Raw genomic sequence first — 20,154 nt, forward strand, 5'->3', positions numbered from 1 at the left:
GCACCGGTTTGGGAGAGCGCTATGTTGATCACCCCATGTTTGAATGAACAGCACTGCATGCGCACACTGCGTACGCCATTGCTGGTGCTCATGGTGGCTTGTATGGGTTTGTATTCCACCATGGCCTGGGCTCGCAGCAGCGAAACATCGGCTGCTTTCACCGCCACGCAGTTGGTGCGGCAATTCACCTTGAAAAATACGGTGTCACAGGTTAATCAGGGGCTGCAGGGCTTTGTCAGCGACAACAATGGCACGCTGCGCGGTCTGCCCATGGCGGCACCGGCCAGCAATTTTCCGGCCGACATGGGTACTGTGCCAGTAGGGTATGGTGTGCCGACTCGGGACGGGGCCGGTCGCCCTTTGGGCTATTGCGCTTGGGACAATGGAACCTCCTCGGCTGGCGGTGGTTTCAATGCGGGCCTGGGTGCTTCGGTGCCGTTGGTTTATGCGGTGGTTTCTGCTGGAATGAACGGTGCCATTGAGACGAGTTGCGCACAAATTCTGGCCACCCGCACCGCCGCGGGCGATGACTATGTGGAATTCAAGCAGCCCCAGCAAACTGCATCGCAGCAATACCGTTCCTCGGTGGCCACTTACGCGGACCTTGCTGGAACACCCGGTGCAGAAGGGGATGTGCGGTTGGTTCGTGATACCAACCGGTTGTATGCCTATCAATCGGGCAGTTGGACACCGGTTTCCAGTGCTTCAAACACTTTCAGTGATGACTCGGCATCCAACGGCGCTGGTGCCATTTCATACACTGCAGGCAAAGTGACCATGGCTGAGTTTCAGGCCACGGTGGCAACCCTCAGCAGCAACTTGAGCGTGGGGGGCACTGGTACGTTTAACGGTGCCCTGACTGCCAAAAATGGATTGACGGTGACCACAGGAGGGGCAACCGTTACTGGCAATGTGTCAGTCAACGGCAACATCACCAGCACTGGTACATTCACCGCGACGTCGATTGCGGGAAGTGGATCAGGTCTAACGGACCTGAATGCGAGCAATATTTCCAGTGGATTGTTGACCCCAGCATTTGGTGGCACGGGTGTGAATGCATCCACAGCCGGAAACGGTCAACTGCTGATCGGGAATGGCAGTGGCTTTGCGCTGGGTAATTTGACGGGTACAGCGAACCAGGTTTTGGTGAGCAATGGCCCTGGTTCCATTGTGTTGAGCCTGCCTCAGAATATAGCCACCACCAGTACTCCCACCTTTGGTGGGCTGACCTTGAATGGTGCCGTGAATGGCACCACGGGCACCTTCAGCGGAAATCTCAGTGCCAGTCGCTTGATTCTGTCTGATTCAACCGGCGTATCCACGCCCAATCTGGTGATTGGAGCGGGTGCCATGACGGCAACCCAAAGCGGCTCTGGCGGCAATACGGCCGTGGGCATATCGGCCATGGCAAACAACACCTCAGCACAGGCCAACACGGCTGTGGGCAAAAGCGCTTTGGCAGCCAACACCAGCTACAGCGACAACACTGCCTTGGGTGCGTATGCACTCACGACCAACAGTGGCGGTAACCAGCTCACTGCGATTGGCAGTGGTGCCATGATGTTCTCCGTGAACGCGTATGAATCCGTTGCTGTAGGCTATAGAACATTGTTTGCCAGCAATGGCCCGTACAACGTGGCTGTGGGCAACTCAGGTTTGGGGGCGCTGTCCAACAGTTCAAGCTACAACACGGCTGTGGGCCATTACGCCATGTCGACCATGACCTCTGGCTCATTCAACGTGGGTGTGGGCGGTCAAACCGGCAACGCCATGACCTCAGGAAATCGCAATACGTTTTTGGGTCAGTTGGCCGGAGGAACGTTGACAACGGGTAACAACAATACATTTTTGGGACGCAAGGCCGATGTGACGGGTGGTACCAGCCTGAGTTATGCAACGGTTCTTGGGTCGGATGCATTGGTGTCAACCAGCAACACAATTGTGTTGGGCCGCACCACCGACACCACGGTGATTGGCGCCACTGGAACTGCCAGCAGTGGAATACTGCAAAACAAGATTTTGCAAGTGACGGGCGATGTTGGCATCAGCGGCAACCTCACGATTGGCGGCACGTTCACCGCCTCGGGGTTTAGCGGCAACGGCAGTGGCCTGACCAACCTGAATGCGAACAACATCAGCGCAGGCACTTTGGGCGTTGCAAGAGGTGGTACTGGCGTGGATGCATCGGCAGCGGCCAATGGCCAATTGTTGATTGGTAACGGCAGTGGGTTCACCTTGGCCAACATCACTGGTACTGCCAACCAGGTGAATGTGACGAATGGTGCCGGCACCATTACCCTGAGCCTGCCGCAAAGCATTGCGACCACCAGTACCCCCACCTTTGGTGGCATGACCTTGAACGGTGCCATGACAGGCACCACCGGCACATTTGCTGGAAACCTCAGTGCACAGCGACTTATTCTTGGCGACTCCACGGGCGGTGTCACCAACCCCAACCTGGTGATCGGCAGCGGTGCCATGGCTGCCACACCCAGCGGCGCAGGTGGCAACACAGCGGTCGGTTTAAATGCGCTTGCATCCAATACCAGCGGCACTGCCAACGTGGCCATGGGTTTTGAGTCGGGCAACGCAAACACCACGGGTTCATGGAACGTGAACCTGGGCTACCAAGCCGGAAGAAACAGTACAACGGCCTCAAACAATATTGCGATTGGTTACCGCGCATTACTTGGGAACACCACGGGTTGGGGCAATGTGGCAATCGGCAATTCCGCGCTGCTGAACAATACGTTTGGTCAGCGAAGTGTGGCCATCGGCGAATACGCATTGCAAAACGCCACGGTGGGTGCATTGACTGCAATCGGTTGGTCATCGCTGGGAGCGAACACCACAGGTGGTGAGAATTCAGCTTTTGGGTACCAAGCAGCAGCGTCCAATACCACGGGCGCTTACAACGACGCATTTGGGTATCAGGCCTTGTTGAGCAATACGACGGGGTCGTTCAATACCGCGTTCGGAAACAATGCCTTGGCCAACAGCAACGGCAATGGCAATGTGTCATTGGGCTCATATGCCATGTTTTCGTCGACCAGCGGAAACTACAACGTGGCATTGGGTTTGGCTGCGCTGCAAGGTGTGACCACCGGGTCTAACAACGTTGCATTGGGTAAGGATGCGGGCTACAGAAACAGTGCAAACGACTTCAGCAATGCCAACACCACCGGTAGCAACAACACCTTTCTAGGTGCCTACGCCATGCCAGGCACCACCACGCAGTTGAACTATGCCACGGTGGTGGGCTCGGAAGCGAATGTATCCACTTCCAACACCGTGGTGTTGGGCCGCACCACGGACACCACGGTGATCGGCGCCACTGGCACAGCCAGCAGCGGCATTTTGCAAAACAAGATTTTGCAGGTCACGGGAGATGCAGGCATTAGCGGCAATTTGGTGATTGGTGGTACGTTCACCGCCACCGGGTTTAGCGGCAATGGCAGTGGGCTCACCAACCTGAATGCGAGCAATATCAGCAGTGGCACACTGGGTGTAGCAAGGGGCGGTACGGGTGTTGATGGTTCGGCAGCAGCCAATGGTCAATTGTTGATTGGCAATGGCAGTGGTTACACCCTGGCCAACATCACCGGCACGGCCAACCAAGTGAATGTGACCAACGGTGCAGGTTCAATCACGCTCAGCTTGCCGCAAGACATTGCCACCACCAGCACACCCACCTTTGGCGGACTGACCTTGAACGGTGCCATGACAGGTACCACCGGGAACTTCAGCGGTGCTGTAACAGCGCTGCGCTTGAATGTTGCCGATAGCACCGGTGGCCTTACCCAACCCAACGTGGCGGTGGGCACTGGCGCCTTGACTGGTGCCAACAGTGGAAATGGCGGCAATACCGCTGTGGGCTACTACGTGCTGACCAACAACACGACTGGGGCCTACAACACGGCTGTGGGTGCCTTCAGCCTTTTTAACAACAGCACAGGCACCTACAATGCCGCGTTGGGTGGTGGTGCATTGCAAGCCAACACCACGGGCAGCAACAACACAGCGATTGGCATGTCCAGCCTGACGTCCAACACCACTGGGGCAGACAACACTGCAGTGGGGCTGAATGCCCTGCGTAACAACACCACCGCGAGTGGAAACACCGCTGTGGGCAGCTCTTCCCTAAACCAAAACACCACAGGTACCAACAATACCGCCTTGGGGCGATACGCATTGCTGAGCAACACCACAGCGGGTAGCAACACCGCCATTGGTGAAAGCGCTTTGTATTTGAACACCACGGGCGACAGCAACACCGCCCTGGGCCGAGAGACGTTGCTGAACAACGACAGCGGTGGCCAAAACGTGGCCGTTGGGCGACGCAGCTTGATGACCAGCACCAGTGCCAGCAGAAATACTTTGGTGGGCAATTATTCGGGCATGCTCATCACCACCGGCGGGGAAAATGCAGGGCTGGGTTACGATGCGTTGCGCCTGGCGACCACGGGTGTACAAAATACGGCCTTGGGTGCCTATGCCTTGAACAATTTAACCACTGGTGGTCAAAACCTGGCGGTAGGCAAAGCCGCTGGTTCGGCGGTCACCACCGGCAACTACAATTCATTGCTGGGCACAGGCGCTGATGTGCTGTCGGGCAATTTGTCGTATGCCACAGCATTGGGTGCTGGCGCCCAGGTGGGCACATCCAACACTATCGTGATAGGCCGCACCACCGACAGCACAGTGATTGGTGCAACTGGCACCGCCAGCAGTGGAATTTTGCAAAACAAAATTTTACAGGTGACCGGTGATGTGGGGGTCAGCGGAAACGTGACGATTGGTGGCACCTTCACAGCAAATGCATTTAGCGGTGACGGAAGTGGGCTGACCAACCTGAATGCAAACAATATCAGCAGTGGTACCTTGAGTGCCGCACGCGGTGGTACCGGTGTCAATGCCTCATCGGCAGGCAACGGCAAGTTGCTGATCGGTAACGGCAGTGGCTTTTCCCTGAATAACTTGACCGCAGGAAACGGGATCAATATTTCAAACGGGTCAGGAACCATCACCATCACGAACTCAGGCGTACGGAGCTTCAATGGGCGAACAGGTGTGGTGAGTTTGATCCGTGACGATGTGGACACTGCGGTCTATGTTGCTGGGAACAACACCGCTTTGGGTGCTTCTGCACTCAGCAGCAGTTCCAGTGGGTTTTACAACGTGGCTGTTGGGCTTTGGAGTGCGAAGTCACTGACCTCCGGAGGCAGTAACGTGGCCGTTGGTGTGGGCGCGATGGAGTTTGGCGATGGCAGTGACAACGTGGTGATTGGTCGTGAGGCCATGCGCGATGCCTATGGGTCTGGCAACACAGCGATTGGCAAGTGGACCTTATTAACCAACAGGAATGGGTCTAACAATACCGCCTTGGGCTCCAATGCGGACACCACGGTTGATGGGTTGTCATACGCGACAACGATTGGGGCTGATTCCGTGGTTTCAACAAGCAACACCATTGTGTTGGGCCGTACCACAGACACTACGGTGATTGGTGCAACTGGCACCAACGGTAGCGGTGCGTTGTTGCAAGTGACTGGTAAAGCATCGGTGACTCGTCTCTTGTTGTCTGATCCCAATAACGTAGTAAACCCCAACCTCGTTGTGGGAACCAGCACCACCCTGAGTGCCGCGCAGTCGGGCAACGGCGGCAACACGGTTTTCGGGAATGCTGCAATGACCACCAACACGTCGGGTGCAGACAACTCTGCATTCGGTTTTCGCGCCTTGAGCAGTAGCACAACCGGGGTCAATAACGCGGCCTTTGGTGCGAATGCATTGCGCTCGACGACCACTGGTGGATACAACGTGGGGGTCGGTAGTGCTGCACTAAACGGTAACACCACCGGGTCGTTCAACACGGCGGTGGGGATAGATGCCCTTAACAGCAACGGTGCAGGTACGGAAAGTGTGGCTGTGGGTATGCGCTCTCTGTATTCGAGCTCTGGTGCAAACAACGTTGCAATCGGCAACTTTGCCTTGGCCAACAACACCACAGGCCAGTCCAACGTAGCACTGGGTCGTTTTGCTGGTTATGCCGATGATTGCGGATGTGCCGGCAACGCCAATATCACCGGCAGCAACAACACGTTCTTGGGGGCCTACGCCATGCCTGGCACCTCCACCCAGTTGAGTTTCGCCACGGCTTTGGGTTCCAAAGCAACCGTCACCACCAGCAACACGGTGGCTTTGGGGCGAAGCAGTGATGTGGTGGTGATCGCAAAAACCGGTGATGATGGCAGTGGCAACAAATTGCAAGTCAGTGGGTCCGTGAAGGCCACTGCATTCAACACAAGTTCTGACCGCCGCCTGAAAACCGACATTGCTCAATTGGGCGATGACTTGTTGGGCAAACTGACTCAACTCAACGCGTATCAATACCGTTTCATTGCCGACCCCACGCAGAAAATGCGGTACGGTGTGATCGCGCAGGAAATTGCACAACTCTTTCCCAACGCAGTGTCTTATGATGCACTCGGCTTCATGACGGTGGACTACGGTGCCTTGGGGGCTATTGCAGCTGCCGGTGTTGGCAAGCTCAACAACCAGGTGGTTGGCTTGAACAAAACCGTGAAGGAACAGGGCGAGCGCATTGTTCAAATCGATCAGCGTGTGGTGGCACTGGATGGCCGGGTTGGTTTGCTGGAAACCTGGAAAACCGAGGCCACTGGCCGCATGGACTCGATGCAAAAAGCCATTGATGTGAACATCGAGAAAATTGCTCAAAATGCACTCAAGATATCTTCCAACACCGACCGCATTGTGGTGCTTGAAGATGCCATGGGCCGTATCGACAAACGCATGCTGGCGGCTGAGGGGCGATTGGACAAAATTGAAGGCCAGTGGAATACCCAGTTCAGCGTTTCCGAGGATGGCCAAACCCTCACCGTTAAAACGCCCAACCTGGTGGTGAGCAATTTCACCGCTGAGCAAGTGCGTGCGAAGGCGGCCTACACCGAGCGCCTGGAAGCTGAAATGGCCCGCATCCGCATGCTGGAGGTGGACAACCTGAAAGCCGGTACAGCCCTGGCCCGCAATGTGCAGGCTGAAACCGTGAACACGGGCAGCACCCAGGTGTATGCCGGTGCAGGTTTGCCAGCCTTCTTGTTTGCTGCGCAAGCTGATGGCCATTACACTGTCAACACCAGTGCCATGGATGGCAGCTATGCCACTGCCACGGTGATTGTGAATGCAGGCCAGGCCAAGGTGGTGACCATCAAGAGCGAAGGCATTGAGCTGATTGCCGAGGGCAACACTGTAAAAGCGATTGCCGCCGGTAAAACCATTCGTGCCAGCTGGATTAAAATGGGTTAAAAAAAGAGGCTCACACCGTGAGCCTCTGTTCGTTCTGAATGTCCAGTGAGTCTTGCTTAAACGCCGGTGTTCAGGTGGGTGGGGTCGATTGGCAAACCACCGTGACCCAGTGCGTCGGCACCCGACGAAATTCCGCTGGTCACGGTGTTGATGATGTCGCCACCCCCTGCAGCACCCGAAGTGGCACCTTGCAAAGCATTGGTCAGTGTATCTGCACCGCCCAGCAAGCCTTCCACCTGGCCAGCCAGTGGGGCTAACTCAGCAGGCAGGCCGCTGGTGGGCAATCCCTCGGTTGGCAATCCCTCGGTTGGCAATCCGCTGGTCGGCAATCCACCACTGCTGACTGTGTCAACAATCGTGGTCAACACACTGCCCAAGTCGCCAGTCGGCAAGCCTGTGGTTGGCAGGTCACTGGTGGGCAAGCCGCCCAAGCCAATGTCACCAATGGGCAGTGCATCCGGGTTCAGTTGGCTCAGTGCGCCGCTCAAATCAGGCAGCCCGCTGGAACCACCGGACATCACTGTTTCAAGGCCTTGTGTCAATTGTCCAACCAGTCCATCCAACACGGTGTCCACCTGCGGGGCCAACAGGCCCAATTGGTCCAACACCACGTCCACTGGCTCCACTTGCTGAGCAACCGGGCTCAACAGTTCGCTGGCGGTGTTCACCACCGAGGTCACCAAGCCACCGGAAGTCAGGCCGTCCAGCGGTGCTGCATCCAGAATGGTGTTCAGGCCGATGTCGGTATTTACCAGGCCTTGCAGTTCGTGGGTGATGGGGGCCAGGGGTTCGCCCAGCGGCGTGGAGTCCAGGCCGCTCACCAACTGGTTCACCAAATCGGCTTGGGGGGTACCCGGGCCTGTGGTGGCCACCAACAGGTCATGCACATTCTGTGCGCCGCCCATCAATACATCTTGGCCACCTGTCGACAAGTTGTCGGGTGTGGAGGCGGGGTCGCTTGCGCTGTTTTGCACCGCGTTCACGATGGGGTCCAGCAGCGACGTCTGCAGGTTGTCTTGTGTCAGGTTTTGGTTGGCAAATTCCTGCAGGCTTTGGGGGCTGTCTTGCGTCGAGAACTCGCCGCTGTTCAATCCACCACCCAAGCCTGTTCCGCCATTGCCGCCCGAGCCTGAGGTGCTCAGGTTGCTGCCGGAGTCGCCACCATCGCCGCCGCCACCGGCCAGAAACGCCCCAGCTGCCAGTGCACCCAGGCCCAATGCGCCACCGCCACCAGCCCCAGCCAATGCACCAAACAAGCCCATCGCACCGTCGCTTTCCGCAGCGGCGGCGTTTTCCGCCAGGTCGGTTGTGAATTCAAAGCAGTCACCGTCTTCCGCCACCACCATTTGTGCTCCATGAGGGCCTTGTTGTTCGCCCAAGGTGATTTTGCCATTGCTGGTCATGATGCCCGCTGCAGCCACTTGCCCGGCCAAACCAGGGAATTCCAGCGACAGGCGGCCTGTGGCACCCGTTTTCACCACATCGCCTGGCAACAGCGTATCGCCTGCTTTCAAGTTGACAACTTCGCCGTTTCGGGTAACGCTAACTTCGCCTTCCAGGTCTTTGATCAGTGCGGTGGGTGCAGCCATTTCAGGGCCTCCTGTCTTGAATTTGATAGAAATTTCATGTGCTTGCATTTCGCAATGGACCTAGTGTGCAGAAAGGTTTTCAAATCAATTGTCCAAATAGGGGTGCTGTTTATCCCCCAATTAGCGGAATCACGATGGATATTCGCACGGCGCGCATGGAGGCCATTCCCGGCCAAGGTGGATTAAAAACGACAGCAGCCACTGGGGCTGTGGGCACGCCCACCCAGGAAATGGCTGAATTGCAGGAAATTGACCCCAAAGGCACCAAAGAGGCCGACCAAAAGCAAACCGTGCTGGTGACGGGCCATGCGGGCTTTATTGGTTACCACACCACCAAGGCCTTGCTGGAGCGCGGGGACAAGGTGATTGGTTTTGACAACCTGAACACCCACTACGACACCCGCTTAAAGCGCGAGCGCCTTGCCATGCTGGAAGAGGTGGCCAAAGCCACTGGCTCGAAGTACCACAGCGTGAAGGCCGACCTGTGCAGCGGCCCTGAGTTGATGGAAACGCTGGAAACCTACAAGGTGCAGCGGGTGATTCACCTGGCTGGGCAAACCGACAAATACCTCAGCAATTCCAGCCCGCAAGATTGCGTACAGAACAACATCACGGCATTTTTGGCTTTGCTGGAGGCGTGTCGGCATTTCAAGATTCACCATCTGACCTACGCCAGCAGCCATGCGGTGTACGGGGCTGGTTTTCAAAAGCCCATGAGCGAGCGTGATAGCGCCAACCACCCGCAGCGGCTGGACGCAGCCACGCAACGTGCTTGCGAGCTGCTTGCGCATTCCTACAGCCATCAATTCAAACTGCCGACCACAGGCTTGCGGTTTTTCTCGGTGTATGGCCCTTGGGGCCGGCCAGACTCGGTGCTGTTTGCCTTTGTGAAAAAAATTCTGGAGGGCAAGCCCATCCAGATTTACAACGATGGCAGCAACACCCGCGACTACACTTACATTGCGGATTTGGTCGAGGGTATCGTCCGCGCCAGTGACACCCCCGCGCAGCCTGACCCTGCCTGGCTGACTGAGCTGCCCAACCAAGGCACCAGCAGTGCACCTTGGCGTGTACTCAACATTGGCAACAACCACCCTGTGTCGATTGAAGAGTTGATTGCCGCGCTGGAGCAGGCCTTGGGCAAGCCGGCGATGAAGGAATTCATCACCGGCCCAATTTTGGAAAAAAGCCAAAGTTGTGCAGACACCACCGCTTTGCAAAAGGCCACTGCATTCAAGCCCAATACCTCGTTGGAGGAGGGGGTGCAGCGCTTTGTGGATTGGTTTAGGGCTTACCACCAACTTTGACTGGTGAATTCCATTTTGAACTTGGCTTGTGACTCAGGTACTTAACGATATCCCTGCGCTATGCCGCGCCTCGATATCCGGAATCCCTGAGTCATGGTTAAATTTTTTAGTAGCTCTTCGCCCGTCCAAGCGAATACAAATACCGGTGTAGCAGCTCCATTGAATTTGTCGATCCGTGGCGCTGCGTTTCAGCAAGCCCTTGGGAAAATCGTGCATTTGGCAGGTAGATTAAGCAGCAATTTGCTCGGGCAAGTGTCTCGATCGGCAATCCCCAACGCCAGTCCGAGACAAATAAAAACCACCTTCAACGACGTTGCTCCTGATGGCTCTGATTTTGACGGCTTAAGGTCTAGTCAAGCTGGCACGTCCAAATCCTCAAAGCGCGAGGTTAAGCCAGGCTGGGGGGTTGATTACAAAATTTTTAAAGACCCCTTTCGTTATCGCGCATTGTCCAAATCGTTTATGGGTATGGATCCCCCCAAGTTTTCAGATCCAATTGGCAAGGCTGAATGGCTAATTGGCAGGCTTGACGAGAAGCAGCAATCTCCGGATCGCAAGTTGTCGGCTCAGGAGGTTATTTTTTTGAAATCGGCAATCGCAGGGCGCTGGCCGGATGGTCGTGATTTCGCGCCGCCATTGAGCAGAGCTGATTTCACCACAGCGCTAGATGTCAAGTATGGCGTAGACACGCCACTTAACCGAGGTCACAAGGCTGAAGTCTTTCGCGTACTGAGGTCGGCGCTGGTGTTAGGCGCTAGCCTGAGAAGTGAGTTTACCAGGTCGAAAGATGAGAGTTTTCCTCAACAGATTGCTACTTTGTCCAAGGAGAATCAGGCACTTTTATTGCTTGCTGCGATGCCATTGGAGTACTTTGCAGAGGAGCGATCAATCTCCCCGTTGGAAAATTTGAGCGGTTTTGCAGTTGAGCGAAACAGGAAAGCGCTGATGTCCAAGTTGTGGTCATCGGCAAAAAAGGCCACCGCTGAAAAAGGATCAAAGGGGGAGCAGAACCGATATTTTCATTCACCCAACTTCGGTGAACAATTGCGTACACCACTTGAATCTGACTGGCTAACCCCGCCACGAATTACTCAGTTTCATAAGGATGAGCGGGCATTTCAAAGTATTGACCTGCTGCAGAATTCAGCTGTTTTAGAAAACGCGATGAAAAGCGGTCAGTCGCGTTTTAATTATTTAAAACATAGCTTGGGTATCAACTTTCCAAACGAAGAGTTTTCAAAAAATTACGCTGATTATCGCCAAATGCTGACTGAGCGATTTGTGGTTGCTGGGTTGAATTCAGAAGGGCAGAAAGTTGCGTTGGACCTGCGCACCAAATTGAACAAAGTGGGTATACGGGACTCGTTGAGAAACAAGGATTTTCATGCTGACCGAGCCAGCAGTGTCAAGCAAATTGTTGATCGATGGAAGGACCGTACAGAGGGGGCATTGAAGGCTCTGGTTGAAGAGCAAGATGGCATGACTTTGGCAGAGCAGAGTATGTTGATTTTAAGTGTGCTGCCCGTGCATGAATTGAACGATGCTGGCGTCGCAAAATACTGCTCGGTGGGCACGCTGTCGACGCTACTCAAGTGGGCCAAAGGAGGGGATGGGGCAAAAGTTCTTCTTGCAAAGCCCGATTTGTTGCCTCCAGATCGTATTGAGGCACTCAGAAAAAACAGTGGGCAATCAGAAAAAAATAGCTATGTGATCTCGGCTGAGCGTGGCGGTGAGCTTGAAGATTACTTGGTACAAGAACACAAAGTGTTTGAAATTCGTCAGCCGTGGAGCGGTGCTAGCACTGACCCGACATTGCTGTTTGGTTTGTCCAACAAAGCGCGGAAAAACGCGGCGGTGTTGTCCAAACTTCAGAATGCACCGTCTAGCATACCGCCGCTTGGTGCGGCCCTGACTGCGAAAAATTTGGATGTTAAACAGGCCCCCGATTTAACTCGCGTTCTAAATGGTGAGTTAGGGGTTGAATCCCACAATTTCAATAACCACGCTGTGTCAGCCAGTAAGCCAGCGCCATACCCTGAAGACGATCACGGTGTGAACTCCGAGCGAGGGTAATTGCACCTTCGATTGTGTGGTGCTGAATCCGAATATTGAGTGGCCTGTGTACCACCAATGCGGCGTGTTGATTTGTCACTACGCCAAAACAGCCTGGTACAAGGCGAAATTCGGAGACATCACACATGAAGCACCCCCTCCGCCTGGGCAACAGCGTTGCTGCAGGCCTGCTTTGCCTTTCCCTCACGGGTTGCCTTGGCGGTGGCGACAACGCCCTGCTGGCCAACACCCCCGGCGGCAGCGGCACCCCCACCACCCCAACCGAAAACCCCAACCCAACACCGGTGCCGGTGGTGCTCACCGCCAATTCGGCCAACCCCGACTTTGCGGGCGCCACCCGCGAATTTGAAGCACCTGCCTGTAGTAAAAATGCCGATAGCCCACGCGCTGGTGGCGGCACCTACAGCGTCAACCTTCAGTCGGCCAGCGGTTACAACATCGCGTTCACGGTGTTTGAGCCAGCCAGTTTCAACTGCAAGCAAGGCAACCCCTTGGTGTTGCACGGCCATGGCTACGGCGGCAGCCGTGAAACCACCGCCACGGGTTTGCTCAAGCGCCTGGTGGATGCCGGGGCTGGTGTGATCAGCATCGACCAGCGTGGTTTTGGTGAAAGCGGCGGCACCGTGCGGGTGATGGACCCCGACTTTGAAGGCCAGGATTTGCTCCAAATTCTGGACTGGGCAGAAACCCACCTGGACTGGCTGCGCTATGCCAACGACAAACCCGTGGGCAATAAAAAGCTCAACATGGTGCTGGGCTCCACCGGCGGCAGTTATGGCGGTGGTTACCAACTGTTGATCAACAACATCGACCCCAAGCAGCGGCTGGACGCGATGACACCCGACATCACCTGGAACGACCTGCGTTACAGCCTGAACCCGGGCGGAGCCTACGGCATCAAAGACTTCAAGCCCGCCGAGGGCGAGATTGCACCCCTGGGCACGGTGAAGTCTGGCTGGGCCTTGTTGCTGGTGGCTGGTGGTGAAAGTGGTTCGCTGCAACCCAAGTTGCAGGCCGGGCAGGTGCAAGCGCTGCAAACCAGCGGGCAGGACATGTTGATTCGCGAAACCCTGCTGCGCGGCTCGCTGGCCAATCGCTTTCCGGATGGTGCCAAGGAGTTTTTCCGCTACCACAGCCCAAGCTATTGGTGCGATGCCGAAGTACCCGGTGCCCAAACCTTCCTGCAACAAACCGTAACGCCGGGCCTGGCACCCAAAACACCGCCTGCGGTGGACGTGCTGTTCACCCAAGGCTTCCGCGACACACTGTTCAACTTCAACGACGCCTGGCACAACGTGCAGTGCTACCGCAAACTCAAGGACAGCAAAGGCAAGGCTGCGGATGTCCGTCTGCTGACGCACCAAAGTGGCCACATTCTGCCCCTGTCGCCCTCCATGGTGCCCGGCCTGGCTGACCTGGCCGCTCAGGGTGCTCAAAATGGCTTGAATGAAATTGAGTTCCAAAGGCCTGCAGGCCCGTTTGCCTGTGGCGCACTCAGCATTCAAGACGCCCAGTTCGCCTTCCTCGTCGAAAAGCTGTTCACCGCCAGCGAAGCACAAGCGATTGCCAAGGCCGCCAACAACAAAGGCTTTACCGAATTGGCTGCCAACAAGGGCAAGATTTGCGTCAGCCTGACCGATGACGTGGGCGCCACTGAGGCTAGCCCCAACGCAGCAGTGTGGGTGGACGAGAACGCGTTTTTTGCAGCCAACGGCCCTGCGGTGAAGGGTGGCAACACGCAATCGGCCATTCCCCCGGTGAATATTGACTTCACACCGGGTGCCGACCCAGCCTCGGTATTGCTCAGTTCGGTAGGCGGCCTGTTGCGTTACCCGGTTGCACCGGCTGTATTCCCCATTGAGTTGCCAGCCGGCGTGAATACCTTGGCTGGTATTACCACCGGAAGCTTGGAGATTGCGCCACCTGCTGCCCCCTTGATGAACCCGGCCTGCCCACAATTCAACACCGCCATCACCACCTCGCCCGTTGGCCTGCTCGGCCTGGACCCCGGCTGTGACCCCATGTTGTTCATCGGCTTGGGCGTGAACCGAAACGGTGCGTGGCGCTTGATCGATGACCAGGTGACGGCCATTCGAGGCTTTGGCAAGCGGCATGTCGAGCTGAATGGCGTGGCTGAGCGACTGGCCGATGGCGAAAAGCTCGGCTTGCTGGTCTATGGTTATCACCCGCAGTATTTGGCCACCGGCTCTCGAGACTTGGTGTCGCCCGTGGTGGCGCTGAAGGGGACTTTGAACTTGCCGATCCTGAAGTAACGACTGCGGAACATTTCTTACATTTGTTTGCATTCTTGCTCCGGTGTTGTAGTGAATTCACCACTGCACCGGGGCAATCGTTTTAAGTGCTTTCCACAATGTTTATTCCGGTGATACATTTTTAGAACATTGCTTCTAATGCGGCGGTTTGGAGGAACTGGTGCAGGGTGGCAGTACAACGATTCAAAAAATGATTAAAAACAACGCCCCCAAGGGCGTGCAACGGAGGTGACATGTCCAAACTCGCGTCTTTTTCGCGTTCTCGTACCAGTGCGTCTGTGCGCAGCATGATTGCAGTGGGTCTTTTGACCGCAGCGGCTTTGCCCGCCCATGCGGAAAACTACCAGCTTGGTGACTATGACCTGACCGTGAACTCCACGGTGAGTGTGGGCAGTTCCTGGCGGGTCGAGGGGCGTGATCCCCGCCTGATTGGTGCCAACAACGGCATGGGTGGACGGGGTGCCAGTACCACCACCGACGACGGTAACCTCAACTACGATGCAGGCGACCGTTTCTCGACAGTGATCAAGGGCATTCATGAATTTGAATTGAAGAAAGCCGATGACTATGGCTTTTTCACGCGTGTGAAGTGGTTTTACGACGATGCGCTGAACAATCGTGCCGTGGCCAAAGGGCACGCTCCCAATGGCTACATCCCCAATACAGAATTGAACGACAGTGGTTTTAACCCGTACAGCCGTTTTGATGGCATCGATTTGCTGGATGCCTATGGTTACAAAAATACGGACATCAACGGCATGCCCCTCTCCGTTCGCCTGGGTCGCCAAGTCATTGGTTGGGGCGAAAGCACGCTGATTTTCAGTCCTTTGAGTGGCATCAACACCCTGGACTTGTCGGCTCTTCGCCGCCCCGGTGTTGACCTGAAAGAGGCGTTCACTCCATCGGAGCATCTCTACTTCAATCTGGGACTGAACGACACCACCAGTCTGGAAGCCTTTTATCAGCTGAAGTGGCGCAAAACGGTCACTGAAGGCTGTGGAACAATCTTCGCGTCCAACGACATCGCTGGCGATGGTTGTAATTTTGTGTCTGTGGGGCCCGATTCCAACGCGGCCCTGACAGGCGGTGTGGGCGTGTTCCGAACCCTGGATGTTCAGCCCAAGAATGACGGCCAGTTTGGTGTGGCGCTGAGAAAGTATTCCACCGATTTGGGTGCTGAGTTTGGTGCCTATTACACCCAGTATCACAGCCGTCTGCCCATCATCAGTGCCGTCAAACAGACCACCGCCAGCCCGTTCTCTGCAAAATACTTGCTGGAATATCCCGAGGACATCGGTGTTTTCGGCCTGAGCTTTGCCACCAACGTGGGTTCATGGGCTTGGTCGGGTGAAGTGACTTACTCCAAGGATGTGCCACTGCAGTTGAACACGGCCGACTTGTTGTTGTCCGTACTGAATGCAGGGTACGGCAGTGCGTCCTACTTCGGCCAGCGTTACAACGCTGCCGCAGCCGGGCAAAAGGTGAGTGGTTACGACACCTTCGACGTCACACAAATCCAAAGCTCGGTGATCAAACAGTTTGACCGCGTGCTGGGCGCCAGCCGCTACTTGTTCCTGGCCGAGGTTGGAGCCACCTTTGTATCGGGCTTGCCCGAGGCCAAGGGTGTGGCTGGTGCGGGTGGTATTGCGGGTGCGCGTTATGGACGCAGCCCCGTGTTCGGTACCGCCAACGGCAGTTTGTCTGCACCCGATGCGGTGTCCTCTGGCGGTTTTGTCACCGACTTTGCCTGGGGCTACCGCGCCCGCCTGACGGGCGAGTACCGCGATGCCATCGGCTCCATCGACCTGTTCCCACAAATTTCGTGGGCGCATGATGTGGATGGTTGGTCACCCGAACCGGGTCAAGCTTTCAACGAGGGCCGACAGGCGCTGGGTTTGGGATTGGGCTTCGAGTTTGATGCCAACACCAAAGCCTCCATCAACTACGTGAAGTTCGTGAACTCGGCTGCTTACGACGTGTTCCGCGACCGCGACTTTATCAGCCTGTCTGCATCTTATTCTTTCTAAAAACCACAGAACTTCGCGGCTCACGGGCCGTGACCTCAAACCCGGCCTTGGCCGGGTTTTTTTATGCCGGCCGCTTTCACAACCCCATCGGCAATGCTGCACTGCACGATCCTCTAAAAACTTGATACATTAGTGAAAAATCTCACAAGCCATCACACAGAGGAGCAGGCGCATGCGTCGCGTGGTATTCAATCAAAAAGGCGGTGTGGGCAAGTCCACCATCACCGCCAACCTGGCTGCCATTGCGGCCAATGCGGGTCTTAAAACCCTCCTGATCGACCTGGACCCCCAGGGCAACAGCACCCAGTACATCACCGGGCAGGGCGGTGAGGCACTGGAATACTCATTGGCCGACTTGTTCGACCAGGCGCTGAATTTCAAAATTCGCCCCAAGCAGGCCAGTGAATTCATCAGCGAAACCCCCTATGAAAACCTCGACGTGTTGGCCAGCCACCCCGCGCTGGAAGAGCTGCAGGTGAAGCTGGAAAGCCGTTACAAGATTTTCAAACTGCGCGAGGCGCTGGACGAGCTGGGCAGCCGGTACGACCGCATTTACATCGACACCCCACCCGCGTTGAACTTCTTTTCACGCTCGGCGTTGATTGCCGCCAACAGCGTGCTGGTGCCGTTCGATTGCGACGAGTTTTCTCGCCGGGCTCTGTACAACCTGCTGGATTCGCTCAATGAAATTCGCGCCGATCACAACCCGGGCTTGGCTCTGGAAGGCATTGTGGTGAATCAATTCCAGCCCCGTGCCAGCCTGCCTCAAAAACTGGTCGCTGAGTTGCTGGAGGAAGGCTTGCCGGTGCTGCCCACCACGCTGTCGTCTTCGGTCAAAATCCGCGAAAGTCACGAAGCCTCGCAGCCCATGATCCATTTCATGCCCTCGCACAAGCTTGCGCAGGAGTTTGTGGCCCTGCACGAGGAATTGGAGCGTGCGTCGGCCAAATCAGGGCGCAAGGCCGCTTAACCCAGCAAGCATGGCAAGCCCCTGTCACGCCATTGTCATGTGGCGGGGGCACACTGAAAAGCGTTCCAGTTCATTCTTTTTGCCATGCGCGCAGCCATTCAACACATTCACACCTTGGCCACCCAACTGGGCCAGCGTGTTCAATCCATCCGCCAGCAACGCCAACAGCGTGTGTTTCAACGCCGGCTGGGCAAATTGATTTCTTACGGTTTGCGGTAAAGCATCACCCCGGCCTTTTCGCACCGCTGAACCATGTTCAAAACCCTGGGCCCGTCCCGCAACCGTGTTTTACGGGCGGTGGCCCGCTTGCTGGCCAGTGCAGCCAGCTGTTTTGGTTGGTTGTCTGTGCGCTACCCAACCCTGTCCCTTCAAGCGCGCTTAGAGCAATTCAACGCGCTCAGCATCGCGCTGCCACCTGGCACCACCATTCGGTTTAACGACCATTTTGTGCCCTACATCACCGCGCAAAGTGATCCACAGGCGGCTTTTGCACTGGGTGTGGTCACCGAGTTTCAACGTGGCCCACAGTTGCAGTTCCTCAAGCGCTTGGCGCAGGGGCGCTTGTCCGAAATGGGGGGAAGTGGGTTTGTCGACATGGACCACCTCATCCGCCTGCTGGACTTTGCCAAATCGGCACCCGCCATGTGGGAGGCCATGCCCGCCGACAGCCGCGAGTGGGTTGAACAATTCGTGAACGGGTTGAACGCCGTGCAGTCCAAACGCCCCCGTGGTGTGGATGAAAAGCTGTTGGGCATTCAGCCCGAGCCCTACACGCCACTGGATGTGTTGTTGTTGGGGCGACTGGCTGGGGCCGATGTCAATTGGTCCATTTATTTCTCGCTGATTGAGCAACGCCACAACCACGACTTTGTGCATTGGTGGCGCAAGCTTCGGCAGGTGGGGGCTGGTGTGCTCACCAGTTTTGACCTGCCCGAGTCCACCACGCAACCCACGGTGGCACAGCGCCTGGCCGACTTTTTGTCCGAGCTGGGGCGCTCGGGCAGCAATGCATTTGCACTGTCGGCCCACAAAACCACCACTGGCTTCCCGCTGTTGATGAACGACCCGCACCTGGGTCAGCACTTGCCCAATGTGTGGATGCTGGTGGGTTTGCACAGTCCGTCTTACCAGTGTGTTGGCCTCATGTTTCCGGGGGTGCCCGTGTTGGGCCTGGGGCGAAATCTGGATGTGGCCTGGGGCGGCACCAACTTGCGCGCTGCCGCATCGGATTGTGTTCGGCTGACCGAACAGGACGAGGCCGATTGCATCGACGTGCAGACGCGCATTCGGGTGCGTTTTTCATGGTCCAGGCGACGCCGCTTGCGCCATTCCCGCCATGGCCCGGTGCTGACCGACTGCCAAGCCCTGGGGCGCTTGTTTGGCCGCGAAACCCTGGCGCTGCGTTGGGCGGGCCATTGGGTCACCGACGAAATCACGAGCTTCTTGCAAACCATGCGGGCTCACACCGTGAGCCAGGTGCATGCGGCCATGGCGGGTGTTGGCGTCACCCCTTTGAATGTGCTGGCTGCAGACCGCCACGGCAACATTGGCCATGTGCTGGCCGCCACCTTGCCCCATCGGGACGGTTTTCCTGAAGACGACTGGATACTCAGCAGTGATTCAGCGGCTGCCAGTTGGGCACAACGCCGTTGTGCCAATGATTTTCCGAAAGTCATCAACCCGGTGGCGGGCTATTTGGTGTCGGCCAACAACCGGCCTGCCGATGCACCCGGCTTGGGTTTCTTGTTCAATGGCGATGACCGCGTGGCCCGCGCCCGGCAATTGCTGGACGCCAAAGGGCGGTTTACCACACCGGAACTGCTGGCCATACAACGCGATGTGACTTCACCCAAGGCGGCTGCCTTGGCTGGGCAGATGGCCGAGTTTTGCTTGCCGCACATTCACAACACGGACCAACGGGTGCTGTGCAACGCACTGTTGAACTGGAATGGCCAGTACAGCGCCGACAGCATGGCTGCCTTGCAAATGGAATTTTTGCTCACCGCGCTGGTTCGCCTGCTGGCCCGCCTGCGGTTGAAGGGCCGGGTGCCCAGCCTGATGCATGAGTGGACTTACCTCACCGATGGCCTGATGGACGACCTTGAGTCGTTGACCACTGCAGAGCGCACCCAGCACGTGCCCGCCTGTGTGGACGAAGCCTGCCGCATGGCGCAACGTTGGCAAATGTGGGGCAATTTGCACAAAATACGGCCACGGCATGTGCTGGGTTATCTGCCCATTCTGGGCAAGCTGTTTTCTGCTCGATCCTTTCCGGCCTCAGGCTCGCGCGAGACCTTGATGAAAAACGCCCACGGCCTGATCACCGGGTTTGATGAAACCAGCTATGGTTCGCAAAGCCGGCACTGGTCTTGTTTGTCTCACCCGGATGCCAACCATTTTGTGTTGTTAGGCGGGCAAGACGGTTGGGTGGGCAGCCAGCTGCTGGTCGACCAAATCCCGCTGTGGCAGGCGGCACAAACCATCCAGATGCCCCTGCTGCCGCAGACGGTGCACGCCCTCTTTACCCACTGCGTGGGCACGCTAGAATAGGCGTTCGCCTTCTCATTCATTCCCCAGCAGGACGGGCTT

The 20,154-nt window shown here is 56.6% G+C and carries 9 protein-coding genes; 8 read left to right on the forward strand and 1 reads right to left on the reverse strand.

The features are described from left to right. Positions 1 to 21 precede the first annotated feature (21 nt). Positions 22 to 7,326, forward strand: a complete 7,305-nt coding sequence (locus tag VGE55_RS02130; protein ID WP_331130065.1) for a tail fiber domain-containing protein — start codon at positions 22 to 24, stop codon at positions 7,324 to 7,326. Positions 7,327 to 7,382: 56 nt separating this feature from the next. Here the strand turns inward: VGE55_RS02130 and VGE55_RS02135 are convergent, their stop codons facing one another. After that, a complete protein-coding gene (locus tag VGE55_RS02135; protein WP_331130066.1) occupies positions 7,383 to 8,915 on the reverse strand; it encodes a hypothetical protein in 1,533 nt (510 codons plus the stop codon). A gap of 134 nt (positions 8,916 to 9,049) precedes the next feature. On the opposite strand from VGE55_RS02135, the gene VGE55_RS02140 reads away from it, so the two are divergent. From VGE55_RS02140 to VGE55_RS02170, 7 genes are all read left to right on the forward strand, one after another. Continuing rightward, complete coding sequence (locus tag VGE55_RS02140; protein WP_331130067.1) at positions 9,050 to 10,222, forward strand: NAD-dependent epimerase/dehydratase family protein; 1,173 nt, start codon at positions 9,050 to 9,052, stop codon at positions 10,220 to 10,222. A gap of 93 nt (positions 10,223 to 10,315) precedes the next feature. Further along, positions 10,316 to 12,295 (forward strand): hypothetical protein, encoded by a 1,980-nt coding sequence (locus VGE55_RS02145; protein WP_331130068.1) that lies wholly within the window; start codon positions 10,316 to 10,318, stop codon positions 12,293 to 12,295. Positions 12,296 to 12,420: 125 nt separating this feature from the next. Next, positions 12,421 to 14,568 carry an alpha/beta hydrolase gene (locus VGE55_RS02150; RefSeq protein WP_331130069.1) on the forward strand — a complete coding sequence of 716 codons (2,148 nt, stop codon included), beginning with the start codon at positions 12,421 to 12,423 and terminating at the stop codon, positions 14,566 to 14,568. 233 nt (positions 14,569 to 14,801) lie between these two features. Further along, positions 14,802 to 16,595 (forward strand): DUF1302 domain-containing protein, encoded by a 1,794-nt coding sequence (locus VGE55_RS02155; protein WP_331130070.1) that lies wholly within the window; start codon positions 14,802 to 14,804, stop codon positions 16,593 to 16,595. A 172-nt stretch (positions 16,596 to 16,767) separates the two neighbouring features. Then, positions 16,768 to 17,565 carry a ParA family protein gene (locus VGE55_RS02160; protein ID WP_331130071.1) on the forward strand — a complete coding sequence of 266 codons (798 nt, stop codon included), beginning with the start codon at positions 16,768 to 16,770 and terminating at the stop codon, positions 17,563 to 17,565. An 84-nt stretch (positions 17,566 to 17,649) separates the two neighbouring features. Then, positions 17,650 to 17,784: a hypothetical protein gene (locus VGE55_RS02165; protein ID WP_331130072.1), complete on the forward strand. Its 135-nt coding sequence runs from the start codon at positions 17,650 to 17,652 to the stop codon at positions 17,782 to 17,784. 33 nt (positions 17,785 to 17,817) lie between these two features. After that, a complete protein-coding gene (locus VGE55_RS02170) occupies positions 17,818 to 20,115 on the forward strand; it encodes a penicillin acylase family protein (RefSeq protein WP_331130073.1) in 2,298 nt (765 codons plus the stop codon). Positions 20,116 to 20,154 lie beyond the last annotated feature (39 nt).

Source organism: Limnobacter sp. (assembly GCF_036405155.1).
Lineage (GTDB): Bacteria > Pseudomonadota > Gammaproteobacteria > Burkholderiales > Burkholderiaceae_B > Limnobacter.

Bases quoted from the DNA above. Each gene is read 5' to 3' on its own strand.
- VGE55_RS02130 (WP_331130065.1), top strand. From the start codon at position 22: ATGTTGATCACCCCATGTTTGAATGAACAGCACTGCATGCGCACACTG.
- VGE55_RS02135 (WP_331130066.1), bottom strand. From the start codon at position 8,915: ATGGCTGCACCCACCGCACTGATCAAAGACCTGGAAGGCGAAGTTAGC.
- VGE55_RS02140 (WP_331130067.1), top strand. From the start codon at position 9,050: ATGGATATTCGCACGGCGCGCATGGAGGCCATTCCCGGCCAAGGTGGA.
- VGE55_RS02145 (WP_331130068.1), top strand. From the start codon at position 10,316: ATGGTTAAATTTTTTAGTAGCTCTTCGCCCGTCCAAGCGAATACAAAT.
- VGE55_RS02150 (WP_331130069.1), top strand. From the start codon at position 12,421: ATGAAGCACCCCCTCCGCCTGGGCAACAGCGTTGCTGCAGGCCTGCTT.
- VGE55_RS02155 (WP_331130070.1), top strand. From the start codon at position 14,802: ATGTCCAAACTCGCGTCTTTTTCGCGTTCTCGTACCAGTGCGTCTGTG.
- VGE55_RS02160 (WP_331130071.1), top strand. From the start codon at position 16,768: ATGCGTCGCGTGGTATTCAATCAAAAAGGCGGTGTGGGCAAGTCCACC.
- VGE55_RS02165 (WP_331130072.1), top strand. From the start codon at position 17,650: ATGCGCGCAGCCATTCAACACATTCACACCTTGGCCACCCAACTGGGC.
- VGE55_RS02170 (WP_331130073.1), top strand. From the start codon at position 17,818: ATGTTCAAAACCCTGGGCCCGTCCCGCAACCGTGTTTTACGGGCGGTG.